This is a genomic window from Streptomyces sp. NPDC058964, from assembly GCF_042741275.1.
Lineage (GTDB): Bacteria > Actinomycetota > Actinomycetes > Streptomycetales > Streptomycetaceae > Streptomyces.
The window spans coordinates 1-12,889 of the sequence record NZ_JBHYKH010000128.1 but is presented as its reverse complement, the minus strand read 5'-3'; the positions used below and the strand labels follow the sequence as shown (position 1 = coordinate 12,889).

General features: G+C 70.1%; 10 protein-coding genes and 2 pseudogenes. 9 read left to right on the top strand and 3 right to left on the bottom strand.

Annotated features, from left to right (window positions below; translation table 11 throughout):
- Positions 1 to 219, top strand: a pseudogene (locus ACFW2E_RS18020) (hypothetical protein); the annotation flags it as partial.
- Positions 216 to 1,109: a 4-(cytidine 5'-diphospho)-2-C-methyl-D-erythritol kinase gene (locus tag ACFW2E_RS18015; RefSeq protein WP_384467459.1), complete on the top strand. Its 894-nt coding sequence runs from the start codon at positions 216 to 218 to the stop codon at positions 1,107 to 1,109. The pseudogene ACFW2E_RS18020 and the gene ACFW2E_RS18015, both read left to right, overlap by 4 nt.
- Before the next feature lie 63 nt (positions 1,110 to 1,172).
- On the opposite strand, the pseudogene ACFW2E_RS18010 reads toward ACFW2E_RS18015, so the two are convergent.
- Positions 1,173 to 1,489, bottom strand: a pseudogene (locus ACFW2E_RS18010) (Uma2 family endonuclease); the annotation flags it as partial.
- Between the two features lie 159 nt (positions 1,490 to 1,648).
- Between ACFW2E_RS18010 and ACFW2E_RS18005 the strand changes: the two are divergent.
- The 4 genes from ACFW2E_RS18005 to ACFW2E_RS17990 all read left to right on the top strand — a co-directional run bounded on the left by ACFW2E_RS18005 (position 1,649) and on the right by ACFW2E_RS17990 (position 8,362).
- Positions 1,649 to 3,457 (top strand): ABC-F family ATP-binding cassette domain-containing protein, encoded by a 1,809-nt coding sequence (locus ACFW2E_RS18005; protein ID WP_384467457.1) that lies wholly within the window; start codon positions 1,649 to 1,651, stop codon positions 3,455 to 3,457.
- Positions 3,458 to 3,681: 224 nt separating this feature from the next.
- Positions 3,682 to 5,487 carry a PQQ-binding-like beta-propeller repeat protein gene (locus tag ACFW2E_RS18000; protein ID WP_384467455.1) on the top strand — a complete coding sequence of 602 codons (1,806 nt, stop codon included), beginning with the start codon at positions 3,682 to 3,684 and terminating at the stop codon, positions 5,485 to 5,487.
- 55 nt (positions 5,488 to 5,542) lie between these two features.
- Complete coding sequence (locus tag ACFW2E_RS17995) at positions 5,543 to 7,408, top strand: PQQ-binding-like beta-propeller repeat protein (protein ID WP_384467453.1); 1,866 nt, start codon at positions 5,543 to 5,545, stop codon at positions 7,406 to 7,408.
- Between the two features lie 252 nt (positions 7,409 to 7,660).
- On the top strand, positions 7,661 to 8,362 hold the full coding sequence (locus tag ACFW2E_RS17990) for a LuxR C-terminal-related transcriptional regulator (RefSeq protein ID WP_384467451.1): 702 nt from the start codon (positions 7,661 to 7,663) through the stop codon (positions 8,360 to 8,362).
- Between the two features lie 58 nt (positions 8,363 to 8,420).
- Here ACFW2E_RS17990 and ACFW2E_RS17985 read toward each other — a convergent pair whose 3' ends face one another.
- Both ACFW2E_RS17985 and ACFW2E_RS17980 read right to left on the bottom strand, forming a co-directional pair.
- Positions 8,421 to 8,759: a hypothetical protein gene (locus ACFW2E_RS17985; RefSeq protein ID WP_384467449.1), complete on the bottom strand. Its 339-nt coding sequence runs from the start codon at positions 8,757 to 8,759 to the stop codon at positions 8,421 to 8,423.
- A gap of 21 nt (positions 8,760 to 8,780) precedes the next feature.
- Entirely contained in the window at positions 8,781 to 10,496 is a 1,716-nt protein-coding gene (locus tag ACFW2E_RS17980; RefSeq protein WP_384467473.1) for a sodium:solute symporter family protein, read from the bottom strand.
- A 126-nt stretch (positions 10,497 to 10,622) separates the two neighbouring features.
- Between ACFW2E_RS17980 and galT the strand changes: the two genes are divergently transcribed.
- From galT to ACFW2E_RS17965, 3 genes are all read left to right on the top strand, one after another.
- Complete coding sequence (gene galT / locus ACFW2E_RS17975) at positions 10,623 to 11,684, top strand: galactose-1-phosphate uridylyltransferase (RefSeq protein ID WP_384467447.1); 1,062 nt, start codon at positions 10,623 to 10,625, stop codon at positions 11,682 to 11,684.
- Positions 11,681 to 12,649, top strand: a complete 969-nt coding sequence (gene galE / locus ACFW2E_RS17970) for a UDP-glucose 4-epimerase GalE (RefSeq protein ID WP_384467445.1) — start codon at positions 11,681 to 11,683, stop codon at positions 12,647 to 12,649. Before galT ends, galE begins: the two co-directional genes overlap by 4 nt.
- A partial coding sequence (locus ACFW2E_RS17965) for a galactokinase family protein (RefSeq protein ID WP_384467443.1) occupies positions 12,649 to 12,889 on the top strand: 241 nt, incomplete at its 3' end. The genes galE and ACFW2E_RS17965, both read left to right, overlap by 1 nt.

Below are 12,889 nucleotides of genomic sequence, written 5' to 3'. Positions count from 1 at the left end.
ACCGTGTCTCCGCGCCGCGCCGGGCGCGGCGCGGCGCGCGCCGCGGCGCCCCCCCCCCCCCGCGCGGCGCTCGCCGGCTGGGCGGGCTCCGCGGCGGCCGCGGAGGCGGCCCTCGTCGCCGCCGGCGTCTCGCCGCAGGCGCGCGGGGAGTCACTGACCGTCGAGGAGTTCGCGCGCATCGCGGAGCACAAGGACGCCTTCGAGGGGACGGGCAAGTGAGCGTCACGGTACGGGTTCCGGCCAAGGTCAACGTCCAGCTCGCCGTCGGGGCCGCCCGGCCCGACGGCTTCCACGACCTGGCCAACGTCTTCCTCGCCGTCGGGCTGTACGACGAGGTCACCGTGACCCCGGCCGACGAGCTGCGCGTCACCTGCGAGGGGCCGGACGCCGGCCAGGTTCCCCTGGACCGCACGAACCTCGCCGCACGCGCCGCGATCGCGCTCGCCGGGCGACGCGGCATCGAACCGGCCGTGCACATCCACATCGCCAAGGACATCCCGGTCGCCGGCGGCATGGCGGGCGGTAGCGCGGACGGGGCGGGCGCGCTGCTCGCGTGCGACAGGCTCTGGGGCACCGGCGCCTCCCGCGCCGAACTCCTCGCCATCTGCGCCGAACTGGGCAGCGACGTGCCGTTCAGCCTGGTGGGCGGCGCCGCGCTCGGCACCGGGCGCGGCGAGCGGCTGACGGTGCTCGACGTCGGCGGGACCTTCCACTGGGTGTTCGCGATGGCCGGGCGGGGGCTCTCGACCCCGGCCGTGTTCCGTGAGTTCGACCGGCTCGCGGAGGGGCGGGACATTCCCGAGCCGGTGGCTTCGGCGGTGCTGCTGGAGGCGCTCGCGAAGGGCGACCCGGACGCGCTGGCGGCGGCCGTCTCCAATGATCTCCAGCCCGCCGCGGTGTCCCTCTTCCCGGAGCTGGCCGACACGCTGAAGGCAGGGCGCGGGGCCGGTGCGCTTGCCACGCTGGTCTCCGGGTCGGGGCCGACGACCGCCTTTCTCTCGCGAGATGCGGAGTCGGCGGAGAAGGTGTCGGCGGCGCTGCGGGCATCCGGCACGTGCAGGACCGTGCGGACGGCGGCGGGGCCGGTGGCGGGGGCGACGGTCGTCTGACGGTCGGAGAGCGTCGATGGCGGTCAGGCCGATGTCGATGGGGTAGGGCTTGTCGACCTTGACGCGGTCGCGGGATTCCGACTCGGGGGACACGGCCTCAATGGCCAGGACCACGTCCTTGGCTTCAAAGCTGTCCCGACTGACTCTGAACTCGCTCGGTCCTGACGCGGGCCGGTGACCAACAGGTCGATCACGCCGGCATGGAAACGACGCTGCGGGCCGACGAAGAGCAGGCTCCCGTCGATGAATTCGGTGCGCGGCGGGAGGCCGGGCAGGGTGAACAGGTCGTCCACACTCCAACCGTCCGCCGGAGGCACCGGCCACCGCGGCGTCGGCTCGGCGACGGGCTCTGCGGCCTCGGAGATCGGCTCGACAGCCATGGTTCCTCCCGTGGAGCAAGACCTTGCAGCCCGCCCTTCCACCGCAGCCGCCGCATCCCGATCATGTCATCACAAAGAGTGACCATCCCGTCGCGCTCCGACTCCGCCTCCGCAGGCCCTAGGCTAGAAGGCTGACCGACCCCCCTGCGCAGGAGTGAAATGGCCGTCAACCTGGTCAATGTCGAGAACGTCAGCAAGGTGTACGGCACCCGTGCCCTGCTGGACGGTGTCTCGCTCGGCGTGTCCGAAGGGGACCGCATCGGGGTGGTCGGGCGCAACGGCGACGGCAAAACCACCCTCATCCGGATGCTCGCCAAGCTGGAGGAGGCCGACACCGGCCGGGTCACGCACTCCGGCGGGCTGCGCCTCGGTGTGCTCACCCAGCACGACTCCCTCGACCCGGCCGCCACCGTCCGCCACGAGGTCATCGGTGACATGGCCGACCACGAGTGGGCCGGGAACGGCAAGATCAGGGACGTGCTCACCGGGCTGTTCGGCGGGCTCGACCTGCCCGGCTTCCCGAAGGGGCTGGACACCGTCATCGGGCCGCTGTCCGGCGGTGAGCGGCGGCGGATCGCGCTCGCCAAGCTGCTCATCGAGGAGCAGGACCTGATCGTCCTCGACGAGCCCACCAACCACCTCGACGTCGAGGGCATCTCCTGGCTGGCCCGGCACCTGCAGAACCGCCGCTCCGCGCTCGTGTGCGTGACGCACGACCGGTGGTTCCTCGACCAGGTGTGCACCCGTATGTGGGACGTCCAGCGCGGTGACGTGTACGAGTACGAGGGCGGCTACTCCGACTACGTCTTCGCCCGTGCCGAGCGCGAGCGCATCGCCGCCACCGAGGAGACCAAGCGGCAGAACCTCGTCAGGAAGGAGCTGGCCTGGCTGCGGCGCGGCGCGCCCGCCCGCACCTCCAAGCCGCGCTTCCGTGTCGAGGCCGCCAACGAGCTGATCCAGGACGTGCCGCCGCCGCGCGACACCAGCGAGCTGATGAAGTTCGCCTCCTCGCGGCTCGGCAAGACCGTGTTCGACCTGGAGGACGTGAGCGTCCAGGCCGGTCCCAAGGTGCTGCTCAAGCACGTCACCTGGCACCTCGGTCCGGGCGACCGCATCGGCCTGGTCGGCGTCAACGGCGCCGGAAAGACCTCCCTGCTGCGCGCCATGGCCGACGCGGCCCGGACGCAGGGGGAGACCCAGCCCGCCGGCGGCCGGGTCACCGTCGGCAAGACCGTCAAGCTCGCCTACCTCTCCCAGGAGGTCGCCGAGCTGGACCCGGACTGGCGGGTCCTGGAGGCGGTGCAGCGGGTGCGCGAACGCGTCGACCTCGGCAAGGGCCGCGAGATGACGGCGGGGCAGCTGTGCGAGACCTTCGGCTTCAACAAGGAGAAGCAGTGGACGCCGGTGGGGGACCTCTCCGGTGGTGAGCGGCGGCGGCTGCAGCTGCTGCGGCTGCTGATGGACGAGCCCAACGTCCTCTTCCTCGACGAGCCCACCAACGACCTCGACATCGAGACCCTCACCCAGCTCGAGGACGTCCTCGACGGCTGGCCCGGCTCGATGATCGTCATCTCCCACGACCGTTTCTTCGTCGAACGCACCACCGACCGCGTGTTCGCCCTCCTGGGCGACGCCACCCTGCGGATGCTGCCGCGCGGCATCGACGAGTACCTGGAGCGGCGGCAGCGCATGGAGGAGGCGGTCGCCGCCACGGCCGCCGCCGCGGCACCCAGGCCCGCCGTCGCGGAGAAGAGCGCCGCCGACCAGCGCGCCGCCAAGAAGGAACTGCAGAAGATCGAGCGCCAGCTGGACAGGATCTCCGAGAAGGAGAACAAGCTGCACGCCCAAATCGCCGAGAACGCCACGGACTTCGGGAAGGTCGCGGAACTCGACGCACAGCTGCGGGACTTGGCCGGCGAGCGCGAGGAACTGGAGCTGCGCTGGCTGGAACTGGCGGAGGATGCCTGACCCACGCGCAGGGGGCGCGCCCGCCGCGTGAAGGGGGCGTGAAGGCGCATAACAACGGCATCACGGGCCGGTCCTCCCTTGGGAACAGGGGCGGGCACGGCCCCGTGTGCTGTCTGTCCCGAGTGATAGAAAGGGCCGTCTGAGAACTTTCTGAGTACGACCTTGGGTCCATCACGAACCTCAGGGCGTGGCTAAAAATCAGTGAACGAGGGGGAAGAACGCTGATGTCCCAGCCGCCCAACCAGCCGCCACAGCAGGGTGGTTTCGGAGCGCCACAGGACCAGCCGCCGCAGGGCGGCGGCTTCGGGGTGCCGCAGACACCGCCCGCGCAGGGAGGTTTCGGCGCCCCCCAGCCCGCTCCGCAGGGCACGCCCCCTCCGCCACCGGCCCAGCCGCCCCAGCAGCCGCAGCCTGGCTACGGCTATCCGCAGCAGCCGGGCCCCTACGGGCAGCCCCAGCAGCCCGGCCCCTACGGCACCCCGGGCCCGTACGGGCAGCCGCAGCAGCCGGGGCCGTACGGACAGCAGCCCGGCTACGGCTATCCGCAGCAGCCGCAGTACCCGGGCGCGCCCGGCAGCCCGCCGCCCGGCGGCTCCAAGAACCCCTTCAAGGGGAAGCCCGCGATGATCGCCGCGGCCGCGGTGGCGGCGCTGCTGGTCGTCGGGGTGGGCGTCTACGTGGCCGTCGACGGCGACGGCGGCGGCAAGAAGAAGCCGGTCGCGCAGCAGAGCGACGACTCCAAGTCCAGGCACTCCGCCGACCCGGTCAACCCGGGTGACGGCAGCGGCGACGGCGGCTCCGACCCGGAGAACCTCAACGACGGCCGCCGGCCCGGCGAGGCCAAGGTGCTCTGGTACAAGACGGCTCCGGACACGCCCGGATCCGGCGCCGACGCGCCCGGCATGTGGATCACCGGGAAGACGGCGGTGAAGGCGGCGTACAAGCAGGTCTTCGGCTACCGCGTCGGCAACGGCGACCCCGCCTGGGCCCCGATCACCTTCCCGCAGAAGATCTGTGCGGTCACGCCGGTGAAGTCGGCCGACAACAAGGTCGTCGTGGCGTACATGAGCGGCACCAGCGACCGCGCCAAGTGCAACCAGCTCCAGCAGATCGACCTCGACACGGGCAAGAAGGGCTGGACCGGCACGGTCGCCGACGGCGCCCTGTTCGACAGCACGATCACGATCGAACTGGCCATCGCCGGCAAGACGGTGATGGTGGGCCGCTCGCAGTCGGGCACGGCGTACGACCTTGACAGCGGCAAGAAGCTGTACGACAAGAAGAAGTACGGCACCGACTGCTTCCCGACCGCCTTCGCGGGCGGGACGAACCGGCTGATCTCCGTGGCCTCCTGCGACGCCACCGGCAGCAACGAGCACGACGAGATCCAGGAACTCGACCCGGCCACCGGCAAGGTGAAGTGGACCCAGCCGGTCAAGAAGGGCTGGGCGGTCGAGCGCACCTACTCCGTCGACCCGCTCGTGGTCTACCTGACCAACGAGGACAAGAAGGCCTGGAACATCTCCACCTTCACCGCCGACGGCAAGTTCCGCTCGGAGGTCGGCGTCGACGAGCACTTCGCCCCCCAGTGCGGCTGGGCCATCCTCGACCGCGACCTCCAGGGCTGCCAGGGCGTCGCCGCCGACGCGAGCACCCTCTACCTGCCCACCGATGCCAAGAGCGGCGCCAACGAGATCGTCGCGATCAGCCTTGCGAACGGCAAGGAGAAGTGGCGCGTGAAGTCCCCCGCGGACGAGTCGATGACGCCCATCGAGGTGGAGGCCGGAAAGCTCGTCGCGTACGTCCATCCGTCGTACGACGCGGGCGGCCAGGTCGTGGCGATCCCGACCACCGGGTCGAGCCACAAGCCGGCGAAGCTGCTGCAGAACCCGCAGGGCACGGCGGAGATCGAGGACGGTTTCTACGACGGTGCCGTCGACTGGGCCGACGGACGCTTCTACATCGCGTCCACCCGGCTCAACGGCAACGACGACTCGAAGGAGAAGCTGATGCTGGCCTTCGGCAAGTGAGCCCGCTCCGCACCCTGCTTCTCCGCCGTCCCCGTCCTTGCGAGGTACACCTGCCATGACCCAGCCGCCCCCGCCGCCGCCCAACCAGCCCCCGCAGCAGGGCGGTTTCGGTCCGCCCCAGGACCAGCCGCCGCAGCAGCCCGGACAGCAGCCGCCGGCCCCGGGCGGGTTCGGTGCTCCCCAGCCGCCCGCGGCACCGCCGACTCCGCCGCCCGGCGCACCGCAGACCCCGCCGGGCTTCCAGAAGGCGCCGGAGCCGGGCTACGGCTATCCGCAGCAGGCCCCGCAGCCGCCCCCGCCGCCGCCCGGCTACGGCTATCCCCAGGCACCCCAGGCCCCCCAGCCGCCCCAGGGCTACGGCTACCCCGGCCAGCAGCCGAACCCGTACACCCAGCCGACCGCGTACGGGCAGCAGCCGGGCTACGGCTACCCGGGCCAGCCCACCATGCCGATGCAGCCGCAGCCCGGGCAGCCCGGCGGCGGGCGCAAGCCCAACGCCTCGCTCGTCATCATCGTCTCGGCCCTCGTCGTGATCGCCCTGATCGTCGGCGGCGGAATCTGGTACGCCAAGTCGTCCGGCGACGACGGGAAGAAGCACGACACCGCGAGCTCCAGCGGAGGCAAGGACGACAAGGGTGGCAGCGGGGGCACGTCCTCGGGCGGCAAGGAGAAGGTGCCCGCCGACACCGCTTCCGAGCTGCTCTTCAAGGTCCCGCTGCCCAAGGCGAACGACACGGTCGTCACCTCCGGCTCCTGGCTCACCGACAAGGTGTACGCCAAGAGCGGCATCGCCCAGATCACCGGTTACGACCCCGACAAGGGCAGCACGCTGTGGACGATCAAGCTGCCCGGCCCGGTGTGCGCCGTCACCAACCACGTCACCTCCGACAACAGGACGGCGGTCATCTTCCAGCCGAAGATGCCCGCGAAGAGTTCCTCCGCGGGCTGCAGCCAGGTCGCGGCGATCGACCTCGACGCGGGCAAGAAGCTGTGGACGAAGTCGGTCAACGCCGGTGACTACCCGATCAACTTCGAAAATGTGACGGTTGCTCAGCGGACCGTCGCGGTCGGCAGCACCAATGGCGGCGCCGCCTTCGACATCGACTCCGGCAAGGTGCTGTGGCAGCCGAAGCCGACCGACAACTGCTACGACGCCGGCTACGGGGGCGGCGACAAGCTGGTCGCGGTGCGCAAGTGCGGTGACTACGACAACCGGCAGCTGCACATCCAGACCATCGACCCGAAGTCCGGGAAGGTGATCTCCGAGTACAAGATGGCCCCGGGCATCGAGTACGCCAGCATCGTGTCGACGAACCCGCTGGTGGTGGCCGCCGACGTCGGCGACAGCGCGGGCGACGGCAGCGGCATCTCGGACTACTTCTCCATCGACGACAAGACCGGCAGGCTGCGCACCAGGATCTCGGCGCCCGGTGACTCCTACGGCGGCCGCTGCGACGGCATCACCCGTATCGAGTACTGCAAGCAGATCGTGGTCGGCAACGACAAGCTGTACGTGCCGACCGAGGAACACGACGGGAAGGGCGACTACAGCAAGACGAACGAGATCGTCGCGTTCGACCTGGGCACCGGCAAGCAGACCGGCCAGCGCGCCGACGCCGGCGACGGCTACATGCTCTCGCCGCTGCGCATGGACGGCGGGAACCTGATCGCGTACAAGCGTCCGCCCTACGACAAGGGCGGCCAGATCGTCAGCATCGACGGCGGCTCGTTCAAGGAGACCAAGCTCCTGGAGAACCCGGCCACCGAGTCGGTCCGGAACGCGGAGACCAGCATGCTGCCGGACTACGCGGAGATCCTCTACGCACAGGGGCACCTCTACATGTCGGCGATCTTCGCCCACAAGTCGAGCGCCACGTACGGCAAGGAGTATCTGGCGGTCGCGTTCGGCGCCGGCAGCTGATCGCGCGCCCCCTGGCGGCCGACGGCCCCGTCCCTGCTCAGGGGCGGGGCCGTTCGCGTACCGCTCATCACCCTCGAATGCCAGAAATTCCGTCGATCCGGGGCACTTCTCACCAGTAGGGGCAGCGCGACGTCGAACAAGCGTGTAGCTTCCGGGGTCATGAAGGCGGAGGTGCCGGGGGGCCCTCTGTCCATGTGCACCAGTGGGCATCCATAGTGGGGCATCCATTGGGGGGGACTGGGGGGTTGCTCTATGGGAGTGCGGCTCATGGTGGTCGACGACCACCGGCTGCTCGCGGAGGCGCTGGCCTCGGCACTGAAACTGCGCGGGCACCGGGTGCTCGCGGCGGCCGCCCCGACCGTGGGGGCGGCGGAGCTGGTGATCACACGCGCGCCCGAGGTGTGCCTGCTGGGCACGGCGGCACCGGCCGAGCCGGGCGTCTTCGACCCGGTGGTGCGGATCAAGCGGGAGCGTCCGCAGGTGGCGGTGCTGGTTCTGGGGCCGGTGCCGTCCCCGCGCGGGATCGCGGCCGCCTTCGCGGCCGGCGCGTCGGGGTACGTGCGTCACGACGAGCGCATAGAAGGGGTCGAGCGGGCGATCATGAAGGCCAGGGCGGGTGAGGCGGCCGTCGCCCCGCAACTGCTGCAGGGTGCCTTCAGCGAGCTCCTCAACCCCGCCGCCCAGCCCGACGACGAGGGCCAGCGCCTCCTGCAGATGCTCACCCCGCGGGAGGTCGAGGTCCTGGTCAGGGTCGCCGACGGTGAGGACACCCGCCTGATCGCGGCCGGCATGGGCATCGCCCCGAGCACCGCCCGGACGCATGTGCAGCGGGTGCTGATGAAACTGGGGGTCGGCTCGCGACTGGAGGCGGCGGCACTGGCGGCCCGCACGGGACTGCTGGACAGGGCGGGACCGCTGACGAACCCGACCGCTCCGCCCCCGGACGGGCCGTAGCGGCGCGGTTCGGCCAGGTCGGCCGGGGCTGGAGTCCCGGGGATTCCGGCCCCCGGCGTCACCCGGCCGGCTTGTCGTCGGGCTCGGTGTCCGGGAGCGGCGGGGGCGTGGGACGCAGCTTCAGCCAGGCCAGGAAGAACAGGCCGAGCAGCAGCATGCCGATGCCGGTCCACAGGTTGATGTTGACGCCCTGGGCCTTGGCGATCTCGGCGTCGGAGGCGGTGATCCCGGCGATCGTGACGATGATGCCGTAGACGACGAACAGGCCGCCGATGATGCGGCGCAGGTCGAAGATGCGGGCGGCGGTCGTGGACTGGTGCTCCAGCTCGGTGACTTCAAGCTGGACGTCCCTCTCGGAGTATCCGGGGTGCCCGGGGTACTCGTGGTGGTCGGACATGGTTTCTCCATCCTCCCGCGGTCAGAACGAGAACGGGATGTAGCAGGCGGCGGCCAGGATCACCGCGCCCCAGCCCAGCAGGACGGGCCTGCGGTACCAGGCGTCGTCGCCCGCGGCGGCCGGCTCGGCCATCCCGGGGGAGCGGGTGCCGTAGACCAGGCCCTCCAGGTCCTCGGCCGGCTTCGGTGCGGTGAACAGGGACACGATGAACATGACCACCGCGCCGGCGGCGAAGCCCGCGATGGCGGAGACGAAGTTGGCGCCCTGGTCGGAGGGGATGCCGATGATGCCCTCCTTGTAGATCACGAAGTAGTTGACCATCGCCGTGACCGTGCCCGCGAGCAGGCCCCAGAAGCCGGCCTTCGCGGACGCCCGCTTCCAGAACATGCCGACGATGAAGACGACGAACATCGGCACGTTGAAGAAGGAGAACAGCGTCTGCAGGTAGGCCATGATGTTCGAGAACGAGGACGCCAGGAACGCCGTGCCGATGGAGGCCATCACGCCGATCGCGGTGATCAGGCGGCCGAAGCGGACGTAGTACTCGTCCTCGCGATGCCGTACCACGTACTTCGACCAGATGTCGTTGGTGAACACCGTGTTGAAGGACGAGATGTTGGCCGCCATGCCGGCCATGAACGCGGCCAGCAGACCGGTCACCGCGATGCCGAGCACGCCGTTGGGCAGCAGTTCCTGCATCAGGTAGGGGATGGCGTCGTTGTACTGCAGGCCCGAGCCGCTGGAGCCGATCTTCGGCACCAGGGCGGCGGTGACCAGGCCCGGGATCATCACCAGGAAGACGATGAAGATCTTCGGGTAGGCGGCGATCAGCGGCGTGCGCTGGGCGGCGGAGAGGTTCTTCGCGGACAGGGCACGCTGCACCTCGGCGAAGTTGGTCGTCCAGTAGCCGAAGGACAGCACGAAGCCCAGGCCGAGGACGATGGTCAGCCAGTTCGCGCCCAGCGGGTTCGCACTGCCGATGCCCGTGCCGCCCCACGCGGTGACGAAGTCGGGGCCGTGCAGGACGGTGAGCTTGTCGGTCAGTCCGCTCCAGCCGCCGACCTTCTTCAGGCCGAGCACGGTGATCGGGATCAGGGCCGCCAGGATCACGAAGAACTGGAGAACCTCGTTGTAGATCGCCGAGGACAGTCCGCCGAGGGTGATGTAGGCGAGCACGAAGAAGCCCGCCACCACGATGGCCACCCACTGCGGCCAGCCCAGCAGCGCCTCGACCACGATCGCGAGGGCGTACAGGTTCACACCGGCGATCAGAACCGCAGCGAAGGCGAACAGGACCGAACTCAGCAGGTGAGCCCATCTGTCGAAGCGGAGCAGGAGGAACTCGGGGACCGAGCGGACCTTGCTGCCGTAGTAGAAGGGCATCATCACCAGGCCGAGGAAGACCATGGCGGGGATGGCGCCGATCCAGTACCAGTGGACGGTGTAGGCGCCGTACTGCGCGCTGTTGGCCGCCATGCCCAGGATCTCGGTGGCGGCCAGGTTGGCCGAGACGAACGCGAGACCGGTGATCCAGGCGGGCAGGGAGCGCCCGGACAGGAAGAAGTCGAGGCTCGTCTTCACCGAGCGGCGGGCCGCGAAGCCGATGCCCAGGACGACGACGAAGTAGATCGCGAGGATCGCGTAGTCCAGCCCGTTCGTGGGGAGCCGCAGGCCGGCCGACAGATCTACGTGGGCCTGTGCGAGGGCATGCTTGGGGGCATATGTAGGGGTTTGCACTCCGTCATTGAACACGGCCTCTCAGCCACCTCGGTTGATTGCGATGTTGACTGTCGTGGTGAGTTGTGTTTTGGTGTGTTCGTTTCTGTTTGAAGGTTGAGCAGTGGCTCGAATAGGGAGTCCGCAGTGAAGAAGACCTCGACTCGACTGGCAGACGGTCGTGAGTTGATCTACTACGACCTGCGGGACGACGCCGTGCGCGACGCGGTCGACCGGCGTCCGCTCGACCGCACCGTGACCACCTCCGAGATCCGCCGCGACGCGCTGCTCGGCGACTCGGTCGCGATCGCCTCGCACCGGCAGGGCCGCACCTACCACCCGCCGGCCGACGAATGCCCGCTGTGCCCCTCCCAGGGCGACCGCCTCAGCGAGATCCCGGACTCGTCGTACGACGTCGTCGTCTTCGAGAACCGCTTCCCGTCGCTGGCCGGCGACTCGGGCCGCTGCGAGGTCGTCTGCTTCACCTCCGACCACAACGCGTCCTTCGCCGACCTCACCGAGGAGCAGGCGCGCCTCGTCCTCGACGCGTGGACCGACCGGACTTCGGAGCTTTCGCATCTCCCCTCCGTCGAGCAGGTGTTCTGCTTCGAGAACCGTGGCAAGGAGATCGGCGTGACGCTCGGTCACCCGCACGGCCAGATCTACGGGTACCCCTTCACCACGCCCCGCACCGCACTGATGCTGTGCTCACTGGCGGCCCACAAGGAGGCCACCGGCGGGGAGAACCTCTTCGACGCCGTCCTCGAACAGGAACTAGCCGGTGACCGGGTAGTCCTTGAGGGTGAACACTGGGCGGCCTTCGTGCCGTACGCCGCCCACTGGCCCTATGAGGTCCACCTGTACCCGAAGCGCCGCGTCCCCGACCTGCTCGCGCTCGACGAGGCGGCACGCTCAGAATTCCCCAAGGTCTATCTGGAACTCTTGAGGCGCTTCGACCGGATCTTCGGCGAGGGTGAGCCTCCGACGCCCTACATCGCGGCCTGGCACCAGGCCCCCTTCGGCACGTTGGAGGAGTTCGACGGTGTCGGCCGTGACGACTTCGCGCTCCACCTCGAGCTTTTCACCATCCGCCGCACTTCCGGCAAGCTGAAGTTTCTCGCGGGTTCCGAGTCCGGCATGAGCGTGTTCATCAACGACGTGCCGCCGGAGCGCGCGGCAGAGCGACTGCGAGAGGTAGCGAGTTCATGAGCGGCAAGTATCTGGTGACCGGCGGTGCGGGCTACGTCGGCGGCGTGGTCGCCCAGCACCTCCTGGAGGCCGGCCACGAGGTGACGGTCCTCGACAACCTCTCGACCGGCTTCCGCGAGGGTGTGCCCGCGGGCGCCGCCTTCGTGGAGGGCGACATCCGCGACGCCGCCAAGTGGCTCGACGCCTCCTACGACGGAGTCCTGCACTTCGCCGCCTTCTCCCAGGTCGGCGAGTCGGTCAGGAAGCCCGAGAAGTACTGGGACAACAACGTCGGCGGCACCATGGCGCTGCTCGGCGCGATGCGCGAGGCGGGCGTCCGCAAGCTGGTCTTCTCCTCCACCGCCGCCACCTACGGCGAGCCCGAGCAGGTCCCGATCGTCGAGACCGCCCCCACCCGGCCCACCAACCCCTACGGCGCCTCCAAGCTCGCCGTCGACCACATGATCACCGGCGAGGCCGCCGCCCATGGCCTGGGCGCGGTGTCGCTGCGCTACTTCAACGTGGCCGGCGCCTACGGCACCCAGGGCGAACGGCACGACCCCGAGTCGCACCTCATCCCCCTCGTCCTCCAGGTCGCCCAGGGCCGCCGCGACGCCATCTCGATCTACGGTGACGACTACCCGACCCCGGACGGCACCTGCGTCCGCGACTACATCCACGTCGCGGACCTGGCGGAGGCCCACCTGCTGGCCCTGGACGCCGCGCGGCCCGGCGAGCACCTCATCTGCAACCTCGGCAACGGCGAGGGCTTCTCGGTCCGCCAGGTCATCGAGACCGTCCGCGCGGTGACCGGCCACCCGATCCCCGAGGCCGTGGCCCCGCGCCGGGGCGGCGACCCCGCCGTCCTCGTCGCGTCCGCCCGGGCCGCCCACGAGCGCCTCGGCTGGAACCCGTCCCGCGCGGACCTCGCGGGTATCGTCGCGGACGCCTGGGAGTTCGCGCAGAAGATCTCAAGGGAGCGGTAATGGGGGCACAGCAGGTCCGCGAGGGCTTCGTCGAGCTGTACGGGGCCGAACCGGAGGGCGTCTGGTCGGCGCCGGGCCGGGTCAACCTGATCGGTGAACACACCGACTACAACGACGGCTTCGTGATGCCGTTCGCCCTGACCGACACCACCCTCGCCGCCCCCGCGCCCCGCACCGACGGGACGCTGCGGCTGCACTCCGGCGACTTCCCCGGCGGCGGCGTCGAGGGGCGCGGCCCGG

What these genes read in the sequence shown, in the direction of transcription:
- ACFW2E_RS18000 (WP_384467455.1), top strand. Translation starts at nt 3,682, where the DNA reads ATGTCCCAGCCGCCCAACCAGCCGCCACAGCAGGGTGGTTTCGGAGCG.
- ACFW2E_RS17995 (WP_384467453.1), top strand. Translation starts at nt 5,543, where the DNA reads ATGACCCAGCCGCCCCCGCCGCCGCCCAACCAGCCCCCGCAGCAGGGC.
- ACFW2E_RS18005 (WP_384467457.1), top strand. Translation starts at nt 1,649, where the DNA reads ATGGCCGTCAACCTGGTCAATGTCGAGAACGTCAGCAAGGTGTACGGC.
- galE (WP_384467445.1), top strand. Translation starts at nt 11,681, where the DNA reads ATGAGCGGCAAGTATCTGGTGACCGGCGGTGCGGGCTACGTCGGCGGC.
- ACFW2E_RS17985 (WP_384467449.1), bottom strand. Translation starts at nt 8,759, where the DNA reads ATGTCCGACCACCACGAGTACCCCGGGCACCCCGGATACTCCGAGAGG.
- ACFW2E_RS17990 (WP_384467451.1), top strand. Translation starts at nt 7,661, where the DNA reads ATGGGAGTGCGGCTCATGGTGGTCGACGACCACCGGCTGCTCGCGGAG.